Source organism: Paenibacillus sp. J22P169 (genome assembly GCF_059691995.1).
In genome coordinates, this window is the sequence record NZ_JCAUAO010000001.1 from 282167 (window position 1) to 305207 (window position 23041).

A 23041-nucleotide genomic window follows, 5' to 3' on the forward strand; every position below is an offset into this window, starting at 1 on the left:
AATATTGTTTTTCTACATCCAAATAAACCTGCCTCTACATGCGGTCGATCAACAACGAGCGATCACGTTAGAGGTTTTCTCATTTTAAGGAGGTTCCAGTCGATGAAAGCTGAAATCATTGCAGTAGGAACAGAGTTGCTGCTTGGTCAAATCGTGAATACCAATGCGCAGTTCTTATCAAGAGAATGTGCTGCATTAGGGATTGATATTTACTTTCAAACTGTCGTTGGGGATAATGAACAGCGGTTGTTAGCAAGTCTCCAACTAGCTGCATCACGAGCTGATGTAGTGATTTGTACAGGTGGCTTAGGGCCAACGCAAGATGATTTGACCAAGGATGTATTAGCTTCATTTACAGGGCGTAAATTGGTGCTTCATGAGCCTTCGATGGAGGCAATTACCGCGTTGTTTACTTCAAGAGGGATTCATATGGTGGAAAGCAATCGTCGCCAAGCCCTTATGCTAGAAGGCAGCGATCCCTTGCAGAATGATACTGGTTTGGCAGTCGGTAATGCACTTACATACGACGGGACACATTTCGTACTTTTACCCGGACCGCCTAAAGAAATGAAACCGATGTTTATGAATTATGCGGTGCCTTGGCTTCAATTATTAATGACGGATGAAGTACCATTGTATTCGAAAATGTTGAAGTTTGCAGGGATCGGGGAGTCCAACTTAGAGCATCAACTATTGGATTTGATTCAAAAGCAGTCTGATCCGACAATTGCACCATATGCCAAAGAGGGGGAAGTCACGATTCGTTTAACAACGCGTGCACATACCGCTGCTGAAGGCGAGCTGAAATTGAAAGCAACAGAACAAGAAATTAACAATCGACTAGGTGAGTATCTCTATGCGGACCAGGACGTTCCTATCGAGACAACTGTTTTGCAGTTGCTAGCAGCAAGTAAGAAAACATTGGCAGTTGCTGAGAGTTGTACGGGAGGTTTACTCAGTGATTTAATTACCGCGGTACCAGGCAGCTCAGAATCTTTCCTTGGCGGTATCATCGTTTACTCAAATGCTCTAAAACATAAGCTGTTAGGTGTTCCTATGGAAGTTTTGGAGGGGGAAGGCGCTCCAGGTGCTGTTAGCAGCGAAACAGCAGTCATTTTAGCCGAAGAGCTGCTTGTTAGGATTGGTAGTGACTTTGGCATCTCGGTGACTGGTGTGGCGGGTCCAAGCCCGTCTGAAGGGAAGCCTGTGGGGCTTGTCTATGTTGGATTGGCACAAAAACATGCAAAGACCGAAGTATTTACCCTCCAACTTTCTGGAAACAGAGAGTTCATCAAACAAAGAGCTGCTAAGCGTGCTCTCTATCAATTGTGGAAACAGTTGAAAGAAAACTAGAAATCCTCTATAATCAGAGTTAGTTGACGGAAGAACCGTAGCAAAGCGATAACTTTGTTACGGTTTTTTGTTTGCTCGCAAATAAAAACGAATGTATGTTCGAAAAAATGCTTGGCAAACATGCCAAAACAAGTTATCATATACCTATAATGATAGAAGGAAGTGGTCGTTTTGTCAGATCGTCGTGCCGCACTTGATAACGCATTACGTCAAATTGAGAAACAGTTCGGAAAAGGCTCCATTATGAAGCTAGGAGAATCTACACATATGCAAGTTGAAACGATTTCTTCGGGCGCGCTTGCCCTTGATATCGCACTTGGAATAGGTGGATTCCCACGCGGAAGAATTATTGAAGTATACGGACCAGAGTCATCAGGTAAAACAACTGTAGCACTACACGCAATTGCTGAAGTACAAAGAGTAGGTGGACAAGCTGCGTTTATCGATGCAGAACATGCGTTGGATCCTTCCTATGCAAGTAAGCTTGGTATTAATATAGATGAATTGCTTCTCTCCCAACCAGATACAGGGGAGCAAGCTCTAGAGATCGCGGAAGCACTTGTTCGAAGTGGCGCGGTAGATATTATTGTAATTGACTCTGTTGCAGCTCTAGTACCTAAAGCGGAAATTGAAGGCGACATGGGGGATTCTCACGTAGGTCTTCAAGCACGTTTGATGTCACAGGCTCTTCGTAAGCTATCAGGTGCAATTAATAAATCTAAAGTTATTGCTATTTTCATCAACCAATTGCGTGAAAAAGTTGGCGTTATGTTTGGTAACCCAGAGACGACACCAGGTGGCCGTGCGTTGAAGTTCTACTCTTCTGTACGTTTGGATGTTCGTCGTATTGAAACCATCAAACAAGGCAATGACATGGTTGGTAACCGTACGAGAATTAAGGTCGTTAAGAATAAAGTAGCACCTCCATTTAAACAAGCTGAAGTCGATATTATGTATGGTGAAGGCATCTCACGTGAAGGTAGCATTATTGATATCGGAACTGAGCTGGATATCGTGAATAAGAGCGGCGCTTGGTATTCCTATGAAGGTGAACGTCTTGGTCAAGGTCGTGAGAACGCGAAGCAATTCTTGAAGGATAACAAAGCGATCTCCGAAACGATTGAACTTAGAATTAGAGAAAACAGCAACTTGATTAAAGTGGTTGGTCCGAACATGGATGAAGAAGAAGATGAGTTGGAAACAGCTTTTGAATAGGTTTGAAATATAGGATAGAAGAAGCACCTTAACCTTGTGTTGGGGTGCTTTTTCTCCATTTGGGAGATTGTTGATATGAATCACGAAGAGGAAGAGTTACAGGTAATCACCAAGGTGGAAAAGCAAAAACAAGGAAGACATCGCTATAACATTTATCTAAATGAAGAGTACGCTTTTTCTGTTCATGAAGATATTCTGATCAAGCACCGTCTGAACAAAGGCGAATCTCTATACCAGCAAGCGATTGAAGCTATTATTTTAGATGAAGAGCGAAATTTGGCGTATGTGAAGGCACTCCATATGGTTGGAAGACGTCCGCATTCCATCTCAGAGGTGAAACGTAAGTTAAAAGAAAAGGGATTTGAAGCACCTATCATAGATTGGGCGAGTGACAAACTTATTGAAAATAAGTACGTCAATGATGAAGAATTCGCGAAGATGTGGGCGGACAACCGAGTGGTTGCTCAACGCAAAGGGCGTAATCTAATTCGACAAGAACTTCAACAAAAAGGGATTCATCAAGATGTGGTTAAAAGTACCATGGAATCAATTGATCCTGAAGATGAGTATGCAGGTGCATTGAAAATAGCGAGAACGAAATGGAAGCAAACGTCAGGAAAGATGATGGATAGAAAGCGTAAGACTGCGGCATTTCTAATGCGAAGGGGATATACAGGTTCTATTGTTACAAAGGTTTTGGGATTGATCAGTAATGAAACTGATGATGAGGAAATGGATTTTATTGAAGATGAATTTAATGAAAGTTAATGGCATTAATTAATTCTTATATTATTTAATGTCATTAAATATATCTCCAAGTATTTTGGGTCTAAATGATCAACTCTTGGACAATCGCTTGACAAGCTTCTTCGACAAAAGATAAAATAACAGTGTATATTTTCATAATGTATTCAAAATCATACTAATTTCATTGATTTTGAGAGGGCAGCTGTAAAAACCGCCAATTTTTACACTGTTGATTATGGATTATTAGCACTATAGTGCCCTAACGCACTGTGCGCATTCATTTAAAAGCCATACTCTTACTAATTAAGGGTATGTATGACTAGTCAAACAATTAAATCGGATTAAAAAACCGAAGGTACCCCAGGCTAACACCTTGGAGAAACCAACGAGGAGGTGAACAAGATGACTGTCATCTGGATCGCGATCATTCTCGTTGTTGGAGCTGCATGCTTAGGGATTGGTTATTTTATCCGTAAATCTCTTGCAGAAGCGAAAATTTCCAGTGCTGAAACGGCCGCTGAGCAGATAAGAGAATCTGCCAAAAAGGAAGCAGAAGCACTGAAAAAAGAAACGGTTCTGGAAGCAAAGGACGAAGTTCACAAACTTAGGTCCGAAGCTGAAAAAGACATTCGTGAACGTCGGAATGAAATACAACGACAAGAAAGACGATTGTTGCAAAAAGAGGAATCGCTGGATAAAAAATTAGAATCTCTCGAGCGTAAAGAAGAGTTAGTAGCCAACAAAGAGAAGCGAATCGAGGATACACAAACACAAATTGATCAGTTGTATAAAAGCCAAGTTTCCGAATTGGAACGAATTTCTGGTCTTACTATGGAAGAAGCGAAAAGCATTATTCTTACTAATGTAGAGCAAGAAGTTCGTCATGAAACTGCGCAGCTTATCAAAGAGATTGAACAACAAGCCAAAGAAGAGGGCGATAAGAAAGCGCGTGAGATCATCACACTTGCTATTCAGCGTTGTGCGGCAGATCACGTAGCTGAGACCACGGTATCAGTTGTCTCGTTGCCTAATGAAGAAATGAAAGGCCGCATTATCGGTCGTGAAGGTAGAAATATCCGTGCATTGGAAACATTGACTGGTATTGACCTCATTATTGATGATACGCCAGAAGCAGTAATCTTATCAGGTTTTGACCCAATCCGTCGTGAAATTGCTCGTACATCACTTGAGAAACTTGTGGCGGATGGACGTATTCATCCAGCACGTATCGAAGAGATGGTTGAGAAGTCCCGCAAAGAAGTGGACGAACGTATCCGCGAATATGGGGAGCAAGCGACGTTTGAAGTTGGGGTTCACGGTTTGCATCCTGACTTGATCAAAATTTTGGGGCGCCTGAAGTTCAGAACAAGTTACGGACAAAACGTGTTGAAACATTCCATGGAAGTAGCGTATCTGGCTGGTTTAATGGCCGGAGAGCTCGGGGTAGACGTAACTTTGGCGAAACGTGCCGGGCTGCTTCATGACATTGGTAAAGCGTTAGACCATGAAGTTGAAGGGTCTCACGTCGAAATCGGTGTTGAGATAGGCAAGAAGTACAAAGAGCATCCAATCGTTATTAACAGTATTGCTTCACATCACGGAGACGTGGAAGCAACATCTGTAATTGCCATGCTAGTCGGTGCTGCAGACGCATTGTCAGCAGCGAGACCTGGTGCTCGTAGAGAAACGCTAGAAACGTATATCAAGCGTCTTGAGAAGCTGGAAGAGATTTCAGAGTCATTTGAAGGTGTTGAGAAATCATACGCCATTCAAGCAGGTCGTGAGGTTCGCGTCATGGTGCAGCCAGAGAAAGTGGATGACACTGAAGCGTTCCGTTTAGCCCGTGATATTACGAAGAAAATCGAGGGTGAACTCGATTATCCAGGACATATTAAGGTTACGGTCATTCGTGAAACAAGAGCAGTTGAATACGCTAAATAAGTACCAAATGCGAAAAGTGGCTATTATAGCCACTTTTCCTTATTTTCAAGGCCGAATGCAGACTACCTACAAGACAACTTAGATAAATTCGGTCATATAAAGGAGCTAGTTTTACGTTATGAAAATTGTGTTTATTGGTGACATCGTGGGTTCTGTCGGAAGAAAAGCATTGAAAAATATCATGCCAAGACTGAAGCAATTACATCCGCATGCCGTGTTCATTGCTAACGGGGAGAATGCTGCCGCGGGCAAAGGCATTACAGCTGCAATTGCCAAAGAAATATATGAAATGGGCATTCAAGCTATTACAATGGGAAATCACACATGGGATCAAAAAGAAATCTTCGATTTTATTGATCGAGACGATAAAATGGTTCGTCCTGCGAACTTCCCGCCAGGGACACCCGGTAGGGGGCATACAGTAATAAAAGTGAAGGACCAAGAACTTCTTATTATCAATTTACAAGGACGAACATTCTTGCCCCCTATTGATTGTCCATTCCGTAAAGTGGATGAAATCTTGGAAGGCGATAAGAAAAAACATAAATTTGTATTTGTCGATTTTCACGCGGAAGCTACTTCGGAGAAAATAGCTATGGGTTGGCATTTGGATGGCAGGGTGTCTGCGGTCGTTGGAACACACACTCATGTACAAACGAATGATAACCGTGTATTGCCTCAAGGGACAGCATATGTGACGGATGTGGGGATGGTAGGGCCTCGTGATGGCATTCTAGGGGTAGAGCGTCAAGCCGTACTTCAGAAGTTCAAAACGCAGCTCCCAGTTCGTTTCATTACAGATGAAGGGAAATGGCATTTCCATGCTGTTGTCATTGAATTAAATGATCAAACAGGATTGGCGAAAGGGATTAACTTGATCCGATATGATGAAGATCAGGTATTTATGGATTAGTTAGCAAGCGTGTCGGTAGTATCAGTTAAAATGGGATGAGTTAGCATGTTTAGTCAACCTTGCGAATATGATTGGTATTGGAAGCTATCCATCATTTCCGAGGAGGTACTATTCATGGATGTATTAAAAGTTTCAGCAAAGTCCAATCCAAACTCCGTAGCAGGTGCATTGGCAGGCGTATTGCGTGAGCGTGGAGCCGCTGAGCTTCAAGCGATAGGTGCAGGCGCATTGAACCAAGCCATCAAAGCAGTAGCTATCGCAAGAGGATTTGTGGCGCCTAGTGGAGTCGACTTAATATGTGTACCAGCCTTCACGGATATCGTTATTGATGGGGAGGACCGGACAGCTATTAAATTGATTGTCGAGCCTCGGTAGACGGTAAGGCAACTGTATAAGTGTTGACTTTCATGACTGACAACCAGTTCAAACGAAATGTTATCACAGTACCTATGAAACCTCTGTATAGAGGTTTTTGTGCTGTCTAGGCACTTATTTTCGAAGTTGAGAGGCGGTTATTGGATGAGAATTGTAGATGGACACTGTGACGCATTAACGAAGTTATATCAGCATACGAAGCTTGATTTTAACCAAGAAGGCTTAGAGCTTGATGTAAGCTTTCCGAAGTTACAGCAGGCAGGTGTTAAAGTGCAATTTTTTGCTATCTATCTTTCAGAATCCATCCCCAATCCAAGTTTTGAACATGTTTTGCAAATGATAGATATATTCCATCAGAAGATTACAAGCCATCCACAAATGAGATTTATACGATCCGCATCAGATTGGTTAGCCTTGGAGCAAACCCAGGAGATTGGAGCTGTATTAACATTGGAAGGAATGGATGCAATCGCTGGCAATTTTACATACTTACGAATTCTATATCATTTAGGCGTACGCTGTGCAGGACTCACATGGAACTACGCGAATTGGGCGGCTGATGGCATTATGGAGCATAGAAAAGGCGGTTTTACAAAAAAAGGGAAGCTCATGTTAAGAGAAATAGAAAGTATGGGTATAATAGTCGATGTGTCCCATCTTTCTGTTGCTGGATTCTGGGAGCTTGTTGAGATTTACAATAAACCATTCATTGCTTCACACTCAAACGCCTATCGCCTATGTCCTCATCCAAGAAATTTATCAGATGATCAAATTAAAGCTATCATCCAATGTAAAGGTTTGATGGGAATTACGTTTGTTCCTTACTTTTTAGAGAACATAAATACTACGGTTCAGATCTCTTCGATTCTGAAACATATCGATCATATCTGTGCATTAGGCGGGGAGTCCCATGTAGGATTTGGATCGGATTTTGATGGGATCGAACAGTGGGTAAAAGATTTAAGACATGTTGGAGATTACGGAAATATTATAGAAGCTTTGTGTAAAAACTATACGGAGTCGCAGGTGGAGGCATTTTTGTATGGGAACTGGCGTAATTTCATGTTGCAGAACCTTCCGCAATGAATAAGTGGAAATCAATCTAATATTGATATGGATACAATCTAAAAACTCTATCTTTTAGAAACGTTGAAACCTCTTGCAATTTACTCTGTAAAGGCATAGAATTTGGATGACAAGTGAAAGAAATTTTTTATTGAACATCTTAAATTACTAAACAATCAGCTTATCAAATTTTCTTCACGCAGCTACAATCAAAAGGAGTGGACGTACGGTGATTAGTCAGTTATCTTGGAAAATCGGAGGTCAGCAGGGTGAAGGGGTCGAAAGTACAGACCGCATTTTCTCTACTGCATTGAACCGTCTCGGTTACTATTTGTATGGGTACCGTCATTTCTCTTCACGGATTAAGGGGGGACATACAAATAACAAGATTCGCATCAGCACCAAGCCGATTCGCGCAATTTCAGACGATTTAGATATTCTTGTTGCTTTTGACCAAGAAAGTATCGATTTCAACGCACACGAACTTCGCGACAATGGTGTTATCGTTGCGGATGCTAAATTTAACCCTGTTTTACCTGAAGGAATCAAAGCTAGATTGTTCCCAGTGCCGATTACTGCAATCGCAGAGGAATTAGGAACTTCCCTATTTAAGAACATGGCCGCGTCAGGCGCTTCATGGGCTCTACTTGGCTTGCCGATTGACGTGTTTAATAAAGCAGTTGAAGAAGAATTTGGACGTAAAGGTGCAGCGGTTGTTGAGAAGAACATCGAGGCAGTTCGTAAAGGTGCGGAATCCGTACTTGAGCTTGCTGGCGGACCTATCGCTGACTTCCAACTTGAGCCTGCTGATGGACAACAAAAATTGTTCATGATCGGGAATGATGCAATCGCTCTTGGAGCTGTTGCTGCAGGTTGCCGTTTCATGCCAGCTTATCCAATTACACCAGCATCTGAAGTAATGGAATACTTGCAAAAAGTACTTCCTAAATTAGGTGGAACTGTTATTCAAACAGAAGATGAAATTGCAGCATGTACAATGGCAATCGGCGCTAACTACGCGGGTGCTCGTGCGCTTACAGCTTCAGCAGGTCCTGGTTTGTCCCTAATGATGGAAGCTATTGGTCTTGCAGGTATGACAGAGACTCCAGTAGTTATCGTAGATACACAACGTGGTGGTCCAAGTACAGGTCTACCAACGAAACAAGAACAATCCGATTTGAACGCGATGGTTTACGGAACACATGGTGAAATCCCGAAAATCGTATTGTCCCCAAGCACGATCGAAGAGTGCTTCTACGATACAATCGAAGCTTTCAACCTAGCTGAGAAATATCAAGTACCTGTTATTTTAATGACAGATCTTCAGCTTTCTCTAGGTAAACAATCCGCAGAAATGCTGGATTACAACCGCATCGTAATCGACCGCGGAACGCTAGTAACTGAAGCACCTGAACAAGAACCAAATCAGTTGTTTAAACGTTATGAGTTCACTGAGAACGGTGTTTCACCACGTGTAATTCCAGGCGTTAAACACGGTATTCATCACGTAACAGGTGTAGAGCATGACCAAACGGGTCGTCCTTCGGAAAGCACTGAAAACCGTCAACGTATGATGGATAAGCGTCTTGAGAAATTGAAACACATTCAAGTAACGGACGCAATCAAATTTGATGCTCCTCATGAGAATCCAGATCTACTTATTATTGGTATGGGTTCAACGGGTGGAACGATTGATGAAGCTAGAAGTCGTGTTGAATTGGAAGGTATCAAAACCAATCACGCAACTGTTCGTTTGATTCATCCGTTCCCAGCTGACCAACTTCGCCCGCTTGTTGAAAAAGCGAAACAAGTTATCGTTGTTGAAAACAATGCTACAGGTCAATTGGCAGATCAAATTAAATTGCATGTTGGTCATGCAGATAAAATCAAGAACGTACTTAAATATAACGGTAACCCATTCTTGCCAGCAGAAATCGAACAAAAATGTAAGGAGTTGACTTTAGCATGGCAACATTAAAAGACTTTCGTAACAATGTAAAGCCTAACTGGTGTCCTGGATGCGGAGATTTCTCCGTACAAGCGGCAATTCAACGTGCTTCAGCTAACGTAGGATTGGAGCCAGAAAACTTAGCAATCGTTTCAGGTATCGGATGTTCTGGACGTATCTCCGGTTACATCAACGCATACGGATTCCATGGTATTCACGGAAGATCCCTGCCTATCGCACAAGGCGTGAAAATGGCTAACCGCGATTTGACAGTTATTGCTTCTGGTGGAGACGGAGACGGCTTTGCAATTGGTATGGGGCACACTGTTCATGCTATTCGTCGTAACATTGATGTAACTTACATCGTTATGGATAACCAAATCTATGGTTTGACAAAAGGTCAAGCTTCTCCACGTAGTGCGGAAGGCTTCAAAACGAAAAGTGTACCATCAGGTACAATTGAGTCTGCAATTTCACCACTAGAAATTGCTATGGCTGCTGGTGCTTCTTTCGTAGCACAATCTTTCTCCAGTAACTTGAAACAGTTAACAGCTGTTATTGAAGCTGGTTTGAACCATAAAGGTTTCTCCTTGATCAACGTATTCAGCCCATGTGTAACTTTTAATAAAGTAAACACATATGACTGGTTCAAAGAGAACATCGTAGATTTGGATGAGATTCCAGACTATGATTATACAAATCGTGTTATGGCGATGACGAAGATCATGGAAACAAACTCCATGTTAACGGGCATCATCTACCAAAACAAAGATAAAAAGAGCTACGAAGATTCCATTCCTAGCTTTGCTAAAGAAGGTCTTACTAAACAAGATCTTAAGCTTTCCGAGGCTGACTTCAGCAAATTGCTTACAGAGTTTAAATAAACAATTTCCTTTGAAGGCATACGGTGAAATTCCGTATGCCTTTTTTGACGAGCGGCAATACTGAAAACTATGAACGTAATGAGAGGACGATTTCGACTATGCCCATGATTCCAATTGGAGTTTCAGCAAGACATATACATCTGTCCAAAAACGACTTATTCACTCTCTTCGGTGATGGTTATGAGCTTTCGGTATTCAAAGACCTTTCGCAACCGGGGCAATACGCGGCGCAAGAAACTGTTGCCATTGTTGGTCCCAAATGCCAATTTGATAAAGTCAGAATTCTAGGTCCGATACGGCCGCAAACACAAATCGAGGTTTCACGCACAGATGCCTTCTCTTTAGGGATTCATCCGCCGGTACGTGAATCAGGTAAAATTGAAGATACACCTGGATTACGTGTGGTCGGGCCAAAAGGGGAAGTTACCTTAGAAAAAGGGGTTATCGTTGCTGCGAGACATATCCATTTCCATACTTCAGATGCAATTCAATGGGGGATTCAAGATAAACAACTTCTTCGTGTTAAATTACGTGGAGAACGGCCATTAATTTTGGAAGATGTGATTGCACGTATTTCGGACCAATTTGCTTTGGATATGCATATTGATACAGATGAGGGCAATGCAGCAGGCGTTAAAACAGGAGACGAGGCAGAGCTTCTCCTTTAAAAATTAATGTCATTAATTATTTAACAGATTAATTATGCAAATGAAAACATCCTTTTGACAGACATGTAAAGGATGTTTTTTATTTGCATTTTTTACATTAAAATTACGTTAAGATGTAAGATTTGCATGTTTTCGAGTATATTCGACGTAAACATATAGTGGCAGTATTTAAATCATGGTAAGATGATTGTCTATAGAAACCAATAATTTAACGTAGGGTTAGGCTAATTTTTCAGGAAATGACTCCTGTGGTTTGTTATTATTAATGCCTAAAGTTAGGAGACAACATCGTGGAAACAATCTCAAGTACGTATAACTTACCACTCGTCATCTTCTCAATCCTTATTGCTATTATTGCCTCGTTCGCTGCATTGGATCTTGGCATTCGAATTCATAAGGCCAAAGGTTCAACGAGACAAGCTTGGCTGGCTGGTGGAGCATTTGCCATGGGAATGGGCATTTGGTCGATGCATTTTGTTGCGATGTTAGCCTTCCATTTACCTATAGCCGTCACCTATCAATTGTCTACGGTAATTTATTCGATTATACCCGCGCTGTTTGCATCTTGGTTAGCCTTGCATATTATCAGCCGACCTATCATGCGCAAATCACACGTATTCATCGGTGCGACGTTTATTGCTACAGGAATTGTTTCTATGCATTACATTGGCATGGAAGCGATGGTGATGGGCGCAACAATTATATATAATCCCTTTCTATGGGGGCTTTCTGCTATCATTGCTTATGTTGTTTCACTAGTTGCACTCCTGTTATTATTTTCGATAAAGCAAAATGCAAGCTCGCCACGGATTTTGTTGCGGAAATTAGGAAGTTCGTTGATCATGGGCGTAGCCATTTGTGGTATGCATTATACGGGCATGGCAGCTGCAACCTTCAAACATGAGCATGCACATGTGACAACTGAGCTTACTTTTGATACTACCTTGTTAGCTTATTTAATAGGCTTTGGCATCTTGTTCATTCTAGGGCTGTCATTTGTCAGTACGTTTATTGATAGACGATTTGAATCACAGATGTTAATGTCGGAGAAAAGGTTTCGTTCTGTCGTGGAATCAGCGCATGACGCAATTATTTTGGCAGATAACAAAGGAACGATCATTTCTTGGAATAAAGGTGCAACCCTCATTTTTGGCTACGAAGAAGGGGAGCTCATTGGTGAAAAGCTTCACAGTATTTTTCCGGATCGTTATCTAGCGGTTCATCAAGAACGGTTGGAGATTCTTCTAGCTTCACAGGATACGATTGAGCTAGGTAGAACACATGAATTGCAAGGATTAAGAAAAGATCAAACTGAGTTGCCAGTTGAATTATCGGTTGCTGTTTGGAAAGAAGAAGGAAGCACCTACTTCAGTTGCATCATCCGAGATATTTCAGAAAGAAAAAGGGCAGAAGAAAAAATCAATCAAATGGTGTATCGTGATCCACTAACAGGTCTGCCTAATCGTCTATTATTGAATGATCGTCTCGAGCAAGCGTTAGATCAAGCTCATGAAAATCAACAAAGCATTGGTATTATGTTTATTGATCTGGATCGGTTTAAGTATATTAATGACACGCTTGGTCATGCCATGGGCGATAAGTTATTGATAGAGGTAGCGAAACGATTTGAGGCGTGCATCGGCAAAGGCGATACGGTTTCGCGGCAAGGCGGCGATGAGTTTATAGTTCTTTGGACGAACACTACCGCTGATGAGATGATAAAGAATGCGAACAAAATGGTACGAATATTCTCAGAATCGTTTAACATCCTTGATCACGAGTTATTTGTTACTCCCTCAATTGGAATTAGCATCTATCCTTCGGATGGTGGAGATATTGAGACATTAATTAAGAATGCAGACACCGCGATGTATCGGGTGAAAGAACTTGGTAAAAACAATTTCCAGTTTTATACGCCTGAGATGAACGAAGCTGTGACCAAAAAAATGCAGATGGAAATCGGGTTGCGCAAAGCTTTGGAGCGAAATGAATTTAAAGTGTACTATCAGCCACAGATTGATGTGAATTCCGGTAAGATTATCGGCGCTGAAGCATTAATTCGTTGGCATCATCCGGAGTGGGGACCGATATCTCCAGCTGATTTCATTCCTTTAGCAGAAGAAACAGGATTAATTATCCCAATTGGTGAATGGGTGCTAAATGAGGCTTGCCGCCAAAATAAAGAATGGCAAAATCAGGGTTTTACGCCAATTCGTATGGCCGTCAACATATCATCTAGACAATTTAAGCAGAGCAATTTAATAGATATGGTGAGTAAGGCTTTAGATGAGAGTGGACTAGATCACCGATATCTAGAGCTTGAGCTAACGGAAAGTATTATTCAAGATTCCAAGTATGCAATAGAGACCATGCACGAACTAAAATCAATGGGTATCTTTTTATCGATCGACGATTTTGGTACGGGTTATTCTTCCTTGAATTATTTAAAACTTTTTCCAATCGACAGCTTAAAGATCGACCAATCTTTTACCCGAAATATGTTTGAGGATATCAAGGATGCAGCACTCGTACATACGATTATTTCAATGGCTCATAATTTGGATTTAAAAGTAATTGCAGAAGGCGTAGAGACGAAGGAGCAGCTTCAATTCTTATTGCAAAAAGAATGCAATGAAGCGCAAGGATACTTATTTAGCCGACCAGTACCTGCGCAGGAGATGACGGGTATTATGAAACAACAATATACGTATGGTTAATCGTGATTTCTAAGCCTTCTCTTCAGAGAAGGTTTTTCTAATCCTCGTGTTATGGAACCAATATGGATATACAGGTATCTTTTGTGCTATAATTTGATATTGGGTTAATACAATTAAGAGCTATATTTATAGATAAAGGGAAGTGAATTCATCATGCCAAAGGAGAACCAAAATACATCGGACTTAAAATCCGACAAGGTTAAGGATTACTCCAAATACTTTGACTTCTCGGATGCGAAAGTGTTAAGTCAAGAAGAGGGCAAAACGACTTATCGAATTAAGGGTCGGAATATCCAAATCAATTCTGCACCCAATTATAAGGATGAGAAGCAACGTGGTAAAGAGGACATTCAGGTTCATTACGATTTTACCATTCCGGAAGATATGCAGCAGTTTGGCAGGGATAAATTTTATTTAATCACAACGTATGGTTGTCAAATGAATGAGCATGACACCGAAGTTATGAAGGGCCTTTTCGAGCAAATGGGCTATACGGCCACGGAAGACAAGCAGATTGCAGATGTCATCTTGTTGAATACATGTGCAATTCGCGAGAATGCTGAAGATAAAGTGTTCGGTGAGCTTGGTCATTTGAAAACGTTAAAGGCGCAAAAGCCAGGACTAATTCTTGGTGTATGTGGATGTATGTCTCAGGAAGAATCCGTCGTTAATCGGATTATGCAAAAGCATGCTTTTGTCGATATGATTTTCGGTACGCATAATATTCATCGCTTGCCAAGCCTTTTGAAGGATGCCTATTTCAACAAAGAAATGGTTGTGGAGGTATGGTCCAAAGAAGGCGATATCGTAGAAAATCTCCCCAAAAAACGGGAAGGTATCCGTGCTTGGGTTAACATTATGTACGGCTGCGATAAGTTCTGTACGTACTGTATTGTTCCATATACACGTGGTAAAGAGCGAAGCCGTAGACCGCAAGACGTTTTGGCAGAAGTCAGGGATTTGGCTCGCCAGGGCTTTCAGGAAATTACGCTACTTGGACAGAATGTCAATGCCTATGGCAAAGACTTTGAAGATATAACGTACACTTTCGCTGATTTGATGGACGATATTCGTAAGATTGATGTTCCACGTATTCGCTTCACAACCTCGCATCCGCGCGATTTCGATGACCGCTTGATTGAGGTATTAGGCAAACGAGGTAATCTCGTTGAGCACATCCATTTACCTGTGCAAGCTGGCAATACGGAAGTATTGAAACGGATGAGCAGGAAGTATTCGAGAGATCATTATTTGCAGCTTGCTGGCAAAATCAAAGCTACGATGCCTGATGTTGTGTTAACGACGGATATTATCGTTGGTTTTCCAGGTGAGACGGATGAGCAGTTCGAGGATACGATGACGTTGTACGAGGAAGTTGGTTTTGATTTTGCGTTTACTTTCATTTATTCTCCGAGAGTAGGCACACCTGCAGCTGAGATGGAAGATAACGTGCCTATGGAAGTGAAGAAGCAACGGTTATACCGTCTGAATGAGCTGGTTAATAAGCTAAGTAAAGACAGTAATGAGCGTTTGCTAAATCAAACCGTTGAAGTCTTGGTTGAAGGTGAGAGCAAGAATAATACGGATGTGCTTGCTGGCCGTACGCGTACGAATAAACTAATCCATTTCACAGGCGATCCTTCCTTAATTGGTCAAATGGTTGATGTGAAAGTGACTCATGCACAAACGTGGATTTTGAAAGGCGAGATTGTACAAGAGCCTCTTCAAATGTCCGTTTAATAATATCGAACAGGATAAATAGGAGCGTGTTAAGAAATGTCCCAATGTGATCATACACATAATGATAATCAGCCTCATGCATTTCAAGTAGAGGAATTTACGAATACAGAAATGATCGTTCGTGAAGATATTTTGGCAAAAGCAAAAGAATTAGCTAATTTGCTTACAACTTCCAATGAAGTTCAGTTCTATCAAAAAGCTGAAAAGCAAATCGCAACAAATCCTGATATTCAAGGGCTGATTAGTTCAATTAAGAAAAAGCAAAAAGAGATTGTTGCTTTTGAAACGTTCCAAAACAAGAAAATGGTGGAAAAGATTGAGAATGAGATCGAAGTTCTTCAAGATGAATTAGATGGGATTCCGATCGTGAACGAGTTTAAACAAACGCAAGAGGATATTAACTACTTGCTTCAACTTGTCATGTCAGTAGTCAGAGACACGATTTCGGAGAAAATTAATGTTGAAGCTGGCGCGGCAGAAGCACCGACTTCTTGTGACTAAGATTGCCATGTAGAAGGTAAGAAATCGCCCTCAACGAGCACAGCAACAGCTTGACTTGAGTGGCGATTTTTTCCAAAATATTAGAAATTAGATGGTCTTACGTGAAGGAGAGTTGTCATGCTGACAGTTCGAAATTTAAGTAAAGTATTTCCTCCGGACAATCAGGTCCTATCGCAAATTAGCTTTCAAGTAGATGCAGGAGAATTTATCGCGGTGATTGGCAGCAGCGGCAGCGGAAAAACAACGCTTCTTCGTTGTATTAGTCATCAAGAGAAATGGACAAGCGGTCAGCTCATCTATAACTCGAATGATATTTCGAAACCAGGTCCATGGGACCGGTTTAAATTGGGGAAAGATTTCGCTTACCTTGAAGAGAAGCCTTTTCTAAATCGGAATAAAAGCGCTGTCAAAAATGTGTTGATGGGTAGGGTGTATCAAGCTCCGCTGCGTATTCTAACTGGAATGACCTCCAGAAATGAGCATGTAGATAGCATGGATTTCTTGGAGAAGGTTGGGCTTTTGGATAAAGGAGATAAAAAGGTAGGTCAACTTAGTGGTGGTGAACAACAACGTGTTGCTATTGCGAAGGCATTAATTCTTGGGCCGAAAGTTCTCGTTGCAGATGAACCGGTATCTGGCCTTGATCCGAAGTCTACGGAGTACATTCTTCAAGATCTGAAGTCACTATGCAAAGAACGGAACATGAGTGTTATCGCAACACTTCATAAGGTTGAACTCGCTGAGCGTTTCGCAACACGAATTTGGGGTGTCTCGGAAGGCCGAATTGTATTGGATATTCCAGCTCGACCGCTCACATTGAATGAAAAAATGCTTGTCTTTGGTCAAATATGATTAGGGTCTTATTCGTTTGTTTAGGAAATATTTGTCGTTCGCCCATGGCAGAAGCATTGTTTCGTCATCAAGTGAAGGAAGCCGGTCTTGATGGTGTCATCTCCATTGATTCTGCAGGTACTGGGGATTGGCATATCGGTCATCCACCACATCAAGGTACACGCGATATTCTTGATCGTCATCAGATTAGTTATGATGGTCTGCAAGCCAGGCAGGTTCGCTCCGATGATTTTCATCAATTTATGTATATCATCGCGATGGATGAAAGTAATGTCGTGAATCTCGCCTCATTTGCTCCTGAAATAGCAGGGGATGAGAAGCACGCATCGATACATAAATTGTTGGATTTCTCAAGTAATAAGGAGCATACTGACGTGCCTGATCCATACTATACAGGTAAGTTTCAAGAAGTGTATGAGATGGTAGAGGAAAGCTGCAGTCGGTTACTGGCTTTTATCGTTGAAAAGGAAAAAATAGTTACATAAGGGTAATATACATAATTAAAAAAGCAAGCTGGATAAGAGTGAACTCTTGTCTAGCTTGCTTTTTTAGTAGGTTCAGTATTGTTGGAAAACAATTGAACACTGTGTTCCACGATTAAGGCTGCTAGAGAATGAAATCTTGCCGTTCATTTTCTTTATTAGACTAATGACTACGACAAGCCCAAGACCTGTACCGTGTTCCTTGGTCGTATAGAACGGCTTACCTAAGGAATTCAATTGCTTATCCGTCATGCCTACCCCTGTGTCTGTAATCGAGATCTGCACAGCACTAGGATGTTTCCAAGTTCGTAGCGACAGCCTGCCACCATTAGGCATAGATTCAATTGCATTTTTAATGAGATTTAGTAAGCATTGGCGAAGCTTTTGGGACTCACCTAGAATATACAGCGGAGCTTCACAGTCGTGTGAGATATCAATAGCAATTTTGAAATCAATCGCGTAGGGTGTGATAAATCGAATGGTGTGTTCTAGCTCTTCTTTAATATCAAGTTGCTCCTGCAAGTCGAGTGATGGCTTCGCATAGTTTAGGAAATCGGTTAATAGGCTAATGGCTTGGTCTACGCCTGTTAAGGCATGGTCAACATAACGTCTACGGTCTGAAGTAGAAAGATCTGATCTCAGTAGTAATTGCAAAAAACCACGCGTTGAAGTCAGGGGATTTCGGATTTCATGTGATACTGTAGCGGATAACTCAGCGAGCATGCGATTTTTCTCCAAATGAGTGATATGCTTTCGCTGTACTTCATATTTGTTAATAAAATATAGTAGAGCGGTCATAATCCATAAAGAGATGAAAGCAAAGGCAATGACGTAGGCTGTATATAAGGAAATTGGTGCTAAGACATAAGGCGCCAGCGGAGCATACAAGAGTTCATACACGATAAGAATGGCAGTTGCATAAGTTAGTTTGATCATCAGTGGAGCATGAGTTACACGATTTCGAACTAAAAAGCCCAGAATGAGCAAGAATGTGCTGCTTAGCAGAGCGGGTTCCCAGTAATAGTGGAGTACGAACATACAACCGATATTGAAAATGATCCATGTCATGATCGATGGCGCAGTACCAACAGATAACGTCACAAAGAGTAAGCAGATAGGCACTAGTTGTAGTGAATAGATTAAAGGGTCAATATCCGCAAAGTTCCAGTATAGGAGTATAAAGACACCTAGAATCAAAGTGAAAAAGAGATTCAAATGCCGTTCTTTGTGCATAAAATGAGGCGCAATAATTAGATGAAGCAAGGAAGCGCTCATGATATAGAAAATATTGTGCAGCTCATTGGCAATGATGAAATGAAGCAATTCTAAGCATCCTTTCCATATTTCGACAATTTGGTAATTATTTCTACATTATCTCACAAATGCGTTTTGAATCAAGTGAATTGACCTGTTTGGAATGCTAAAGATTTCATAAAGACTTATAGTCATCCGCATATAAACCACTGTATAATAAAGAAAACATGAGATGCAAACGTTTACAAAGTTGGGGGATTTGAAGCCGAGGAGAGATGTGAATGCGATTGTGCTCACAGGTTTGCGGTGTTGTGTTTAATCCGATTGAAGACGATTATGTAGACGTTTGTGAGGATTGTGAGCAAAAGCAGAAGAATGAAGAGACGAACGAGGAGTCGTTAAGTTTCTATATGGGAAAATGCGGGTTAATCATTGATTATTTGCTTTAAATGGCTAATTTAAAAAAAGGTTGATTACCTGCCATTTCTTGTTACAATAATAGTAGATTTATTATTCACGCTATTCACTCTATATGCGGTTCATTTTTGAAAGGAGACCAAGCATGGTAACTTTACCTAAATTGAACGATCTCGGCTTTTTCGAGATAAGACTGGAATCCATCGGCGGTCTAGGCGCGAATCTAGCAGGTAAGATGCTAGCTGAAGCAGGAGTCGTTGGCGTTGGCTTGAACGGTGTCAGTTTCTCATCCTACGGGTCTGAGAAGAAAGGATCAGCAGTAAAAGCACATATTCGTTTTTGTGACATGGATACGAAGATTCGGGATACATCGCCCGTTGAACGACCGCATGTTGTAGGTGTTTTTCATGAATCACTTTCCAAAACTGTAAACGTTATCAGTGGCATCTATGAGGATAGTACAGTGTTAGTAAACTCAACCAAAACACCTGATGAGCTGAAGGAGAAGATGAAGCTCAGAGGAGGAACAATTGCCGTCATTGATGCAATTGGTATTTCACTCGAAGAGAAAAATCGCGTAAATATGGCAATGTTAGGAGCCATGTTCAGATTGTGTGATTTTCTGGATCCTGATGTCATGCGTGGCGTAATACGGAAGTCTCTTGAGAAGAAATATCCGCTTGCAGTTGCTCCAGCCTTGCGCACTTTCGATCGTGGCTACAATGAAGTGGTTTTCCAAACGTATGCGCTTCCAGAAGGGGAGTCCATGCCAGATTTTGTACGGTATGATACCCCGGTCTTGGGCTTCGCTACACAGCCTATCGGAGGTGTCGTTACGAATCCTGGTAATAGTATACTCAAAGATTTGAGCATATCCCGTGCAGGGATGATGCCGCATTTTCATGAAGATAAATGTATTCATTGCGCATCTTGTGATAATGTGTGTCCTGACTTTTGTTTCGTATGGGATGAGCTTCCCGACAAAAAAGGCCGTCCCCAAATGTTCCTGCAAGGCATAGACTATCAGTACTGTAAAGGTTGCCTTAAATGTGTACAAGCTTGTCCAACCGACGCGCTCTCCAGTGAGCGGGAAGAAGATGGTTATGCAGATCTAAATCGCATGCCTCATCGATTCAATCTAGCTATAAACTCTTAGAGAGTATTTATGGGAGAAGGGTGGAACTACTCGCATGTCCATTGATATCAAGCAGGAATTAGGGCAAGCCAAAGTCGAGCAACGCATCGTGTATGAATCCGGAAATGAAATGGCGGCCTATGCGGCGCATCAAATTAATTATCATGTTATGGGATACTTTCCGATATCACCATCCACGGAAGTAGCTCAGTTTCTAGATCTCATGAAGTCTAATGGACAGCATGACATTGTATTAATTCCTGCCGACGGTGAGCATGGCTCAGCAGGTATATGTTATGGCGCTTCAACTGCTGGTGGCCGCGTATTTAACGCGACGAGCGCCAACGGTTATTTGTACATGTTAGAGCAAATGCCAGTTCAATCCGGAACACGTTTTCCAATGGTTATGAACTTGGTTTGCCGATCCGTATCCGGCCCTCTGAATATTCACGGCGATCATTCGGATCTTTACTATGCCTTGAATACGGGTTGGCCGATCGTGATGTGTCGTGACCCGCAAGCTGTGTATGATATGAATATTATGGCGCTCAAATTAGCCGAGGATCCTGAGGTGCGTTTACCAGTTATGGTCGCTTCAGATGGCTATTTCACCTCTCACCAGAAGCGCAGAGTACAAACCTTCGCACATCGGGCTGATGTGCAGGCATTCGTAGGTGAGAAGCCACAGGGCTTCCCAGATACTTTGGATCGCAATAATCCGATAACTGTTGGTCCCTATATGAATGAGCCGGATTATATTAATAATTGCTATCAGCAATCGATGGCCATGTATAACGCTGAAGGTGTGTATGATCGCATTCGGCAGGAGTATGCCGAGTTGACGGGCCGTGACTATCCGATTCTTGAGCTATATCGGATGGAGGACGCGGAAGTCGCGGTATTCCTGATGAATTCGGCCTCCGAAATCATCAAGGATGTCGTCGATCAGCTCCGCGAGAAGGGCATTAAAGCAGGATCGATTGCTCCCAATCTGATCCGTCCTTTCCCAGCGAAGCAGATCGCAGAGGCGCTGAAGCATGTGAAAGCGATCACCGTTGGCGATCGCGCGGATTCCTATGGCGGGCATGGCGGCAACATGGTCAATGAAATTAAAGCGGCGCTGTTCACACATGGGAACAGAGATACGCTTGTCATAAGCCGAATCTATGGCTTAGGTGGCAAAGACTTTTATGCCGAGGATGGGCATAATCTGTTCCAATTCGCCATTGACGCGATGGAAAGCGGCAAGGTTGAAGTGCCTTTTGATTACTACGGGCATACACCTGGAGATCCTTCAAAGGCACCGAAGCGGGTATTGACGCCAATGAAATATGAAGATTTAAAGACAGGTCTTATTACCGTTTCACCTGATGAGACTACAGGGAAATTGAATGTTCGTATTCCGCCACTTCGTTCCTTAACGAAGAAACCGAAGCGGATTGCTCCAGGTCATGGCGCGTGTCCAGGCTGTGGTATTTTCTCAGGGCTTGAACTGTTCTTCAAAGGCATTGAAGGGGATATTGTTTCCATTTTCCACACAGGCTGTGCGATGGTTGTAACGACGGGGTATCCGTATTCCGCTCATAAAGCTACGTATATCCATAATCTGTTCCAGAATGGCGCAGCCACCTTGTCAGGCGTTGTAGAAATGTTCTGGGAGCGTAAGCGTCGCGGGGAGCTGGATCATCTGGGGTTGAAGGATGATTTCACCTTCGTCATGATAACAGGTGACGGCGGTATGGATATCGGGATGGGGCCTGCGATTGGGGCTGCACTTCGTAATCATAAAATGATTATTCTTGAGTACGATAATGAAGGTTACATGAACACAGGAGCTCAGCTGTCATATTCAACGCCGATGGGACATCGGACATCCACGTCCAATGTTGGGAAGCATCAGGGCGGTAAAGTGTTCCATCATAAGGATACCGCGCAAATCATGGCGGCGACTCATATTCCGTATGTATTTACCGGTTCTGAAGCGTACCCGCAAGATCTGGTTAAGAAAGCGGCGAAGGCGCAATGGTATGCGCAGCATGAGGGGCTAGTGTATGGTAAAATCCTCATCGCTTGTCCATTGAACTGGCTATCTGATGATCAAGAGGGCTCCAATATCGTCGGTGCTGCAGTTGATTCCTGTTTCTTCCCGCTGTATGAGGTGGAACATGGGGTGACGTCGATCACTTACAATCCGGAAGATAAGAGCAAGAAGATTCCACTTTCGGACTGGTTGAAAACGATGGGGAAAACGAAACATCTAACGAAACCAGAGTATGAAGGCTCACTGAAATCGTTCGAGACGGAAGTGGAGCGTCGTTGGAATATGCTGAAAGCGAAGCATGAAAATGCGTACTTGTAAGACGGTGTAACCGTTAATTACAAAGCACGCATACAATCGAAGCACATTCCCCTTGCGGTGAATGTGCTTTTTAATTAGGAGGTATAGCAGGATGCCGTATGTGCTGCAGCAAAAAGAAACCGAACAAATTTACACGACAACGCTTGTCAATCATTACGGACTTGCTTATTATGGTGTGAAATTCTGGACAGAACATGAGGAAGCTAATGAGCAAGCCTTCTCCTTTTTAGAATCACAAGCTACCCAGGATCCAAGTAGTTGGCAAGTGATCGAAATGGATGAGAGCGAGATGAAAATAAGTAACGTCAAGCTAAAAAACTCCTCGGTGTGGCAGCTGTTTTGGTCTGCGATAACACGAAAACCGGAAGTGCGTAAATTGGAAAATTAAACCTTGGCGTCAATAGGCATATTGCCTCGCATCCATTGACAATAATCGCTACCAAACACCTATGTTCGCATAAGACCCCCACAATCT

General features: G+C 42.2%; 20 protein-coding genes. 19 read left to right on the forward strand and 1 reads right to left on the reverse strand.

The window, feature by feature from the left end; translation table 11 throughout:
* Window positions 1–102: 102 nt before the first annotated feature.
* From AC58QG_RS01430 to AC58QG_RS01500, 15 genes are all read left to right on the forward strand, one after another.
* On the forward strand, window positions 103–1353 hold the full coding sequence (locus AC58QG_RS01430) for a competence/damage-inducible protein A (RefSeq protein WP_497360053.1): 1251 nt from the start codon (window positions 103–105) through the stop codon (window positions 1351–1353).
* Between the two features lie 171 nt (window positions 1354–1524).
* On the forward strand, window positions 1525–2568 hold the full coding sequence (recA, locus tag AC58QG_RS01435) for a recombinase RecA (RefSeq protein WP_056625124.1): 1044 nt from the start codon (window positions 1525–1527) through the stop codon (window positions 2566–2568).
* Window positions 2569–2643: 75 nt separating this feature from the next.
* A complete protein-coding gene (locus tag AC58QG_RS01440; RefSeq protein ID WP_497360055.1) occupies window positions 2644–3336 on the forward strand; it encodes a regulatory protein RecX in 693 nt (230 codons plus the stop codon).
* Between the two features lie 381 nt (window positions 3337–3717).
* Window positions 3718–5256, forward strand: coding sequence for a ribonuclease Y (rny, locus tag AC58QG_RS01445; RefSeq protein ID WP_497360057.1), 1539 nt, complete (start codon window positions 3718–3720; stop codon window positions 5254–5256).
* Window positions 5257–5374: 118 nt separating this feature from the next.
* The gene (locus AC58QG_RS01450) at window positions 5375–6169 is read left to right on the forward strand and encodes a TIGR00282 family metallophosphoesterase (RefSeq protein WP_497360059.1); all 795 of its coding nucleotides are present in this window, start codon (window positions 5375–5377) and stop codon (window positions 6167–6169) included.
* Between the two features lie 114 nt (window positions 6170–6283).
* Complete coding sequence (locus AC58QG_RS01455; RefSeq protein ID WP_028558349.1) at window positions 6284–6544, forward strand: stage V sporulation protein S; 261 nt, start codon at window positions 6284–6286, stop codon at window positions 6542–6544.
* A gap of 144 nt (window positions 6545–6688) precedes the next feature.
* Window positions 6689–7630 (forward strand): dipeptidase, encoded by a 942-nt coding sequence (locus tag AC58QG_RS01460; RefSeq protein WP_497360061.1) that lies wholly within the window; start codon window positions 6689–6691, stop codon window positions 7628–7630.
* Window positions 7631–7838: 208 nt separating this feature from the next.
* The gene (locus AC58QG_RS01465) at window positions 7839–9587 is read left to right on the forward strand and encodes a 2-oxoacid:acceptor oxidoreductase subunit alpha (protein ID WP_497360063.1); all 1749 of its coding nucleotides are present in this window, start codon (window positions 7839–7841) and stop codon (window positions 9585–9587) included.
* A complete protein-coding gene (locus tag AC58QG_RS01470; protein WP_057315638.1) occupies window positions 9575–10441 on the forward strand; it encodes a 2-oxoacid:ferredoxin oxidoreductase subunit beta in 867 nt (288 codons plus the stop codon). The genes AC58QG_RS01465 and AC58QG_RS01470 overlap by 13 nt, the downstream gene beginning before the upstream one ends.
* Before the next feature lie 98 nt (window positions 10442–10539).
* On the forward strand, window positions 10540–11109 hold the full coding sequence (gene pduL, locus AC58QG_RS01475) for a phosphate propanoyltransferase (protein WP_497362756.1): 570 nt from the start codon (window positions 10540–10542) through the stop codon (window positions 11107–11109).
* Window positions 11110–11399: 290 nt separating this feature from the next.
* Window positions 11400–13826, forward strand: coding sequence for an EAL domain-containing protein (locus AC58QG_RS01480; RefSeq protein ID WP_497360065.1), 2427 nt, complete (start codon window positions 11400–11402; stop codon window positions 13824–13826).
* A 153-nt stretch (window positions 13827–13979) separates the two neighbouring features.
* Window positions 13980–15566: a tRNA (N6-isopentenyl adenosine(37)-C2)-methylthiotransferase MiaB gene (gene miaB, locus AC58QG_RS01485; protein ID WP_497360067.1), complete on the forward strand. Its 1587-nt coding sequence runs from the start codon at window positions 13980–13982 to the stop codon at window positions 15564–15566.
* Window positions 15567–15602: 36 nt separating this feature from the next.
* Entirely contained in the window at window positions 15603–16067 is a 465-nt protein-coding gene (locus tag AC58QG_RS01490; RefSeq protein ID WP_497360069.1) for a YlbF/YmcA family competence regulator, read from the forward strand.
* Window positions 16068–16184: 117 nt separating this feature from the next.
* Window positions 16185–16919: a phosphonate ABC transporter ATP-binding protein gene (locus tag AC58QG_RS01495; protein WP_497360071.1), complete on the forward strand. Its 735-nt coding sequence runs from the start codon at window positions 16185–16187 to the stop codon at window positions 16917–16919.
* On the forward strand, window positions 16916–17404 hold the full coding sequence (locus AC58QG_RS01500; protein ID WP_497360073.1) for a low molecular weight protein-tyrosine-phosphatase: 489 nt from the start codon (window positions 16916–16918) through the stop codon (window positions 17402–17404). Before AC58QG_RS01495 ends, AC58QG_RS01500 begins: the two co-directional genes overlap by 4 nt.
* A 72-nt stretch (window positions 17405–17476) precedes the next feature.
* Here the strand turns inward: AC58QG_RS01500 and AC58QG_RS01505 are convergent, their stop codons facing one another.
* On the reverse strand, window positions 17477–18724 hold the full coding sequence (locus AC58QG_RS01505) for an ATP-binding protein (protein ID WP_497360075.1): 1248 nt from the start codon (window positions 18722–18724) through the stop codon (window positions 17477–17479).
* A gap of 212 nt (window positions 18725–18936) precedes the next feature.
* On the opposite strand from AC58QG_RS01505, the gene AC58QG_RS01510 reads away from it, so the two are divergent.
* From AC58QG_RS01510 to AC58QG_RS01525, 4 genes are all read left to right on the forward strand, one after another.
* Entirely contained in the window at window positions 18937–19104 is a 168-nt protein-coding gene (locus tag AC58QG_RS01510) for a hypothetical protein (protein WP_497360077.1), read from the forward strand.
* A 113-nt stretch (window positions 19105–19217) separates the two neighbouring features.
* Window positions 19218–20228, forward strand: a complete 1011-nt coding sequence (locus AC58QG_RS01515) for a 2-oxoacid:acceptor oxidoreductase family protein (RefSeq protein ID WP_497264205.1) — start codon at window positions 19218–19220, stop codon at window positions 20226–20228.
* A gap of 34 nt (window positions 20229–20262) precedes the next feature.
* Window positions 20263–22566: a thiamine pyrophosphate-dependent enzyme gene (locus AC58QG_RS01520; RefSeq protein WP_497360079.1), complete on the forward strand. Its 2304-nt coding sequence runs from the start codon at window positions 20263–20265 to the stop codon at window positions 22564–22566.
* 91 nt (window positions 22567–22657) lie between these two features.
* Complete coding sequence (locus AC58QG_RS01525) at window positions 22658–22954, forward strand: hypothetical protein (RefSeq protein ID WP_497360081.1); 297 nt, start codon at window positions 22658–22660, stop codon at window positions 22952–22954.
* Window positions 22955–23041: the final 87 nt, after the last annotated feature.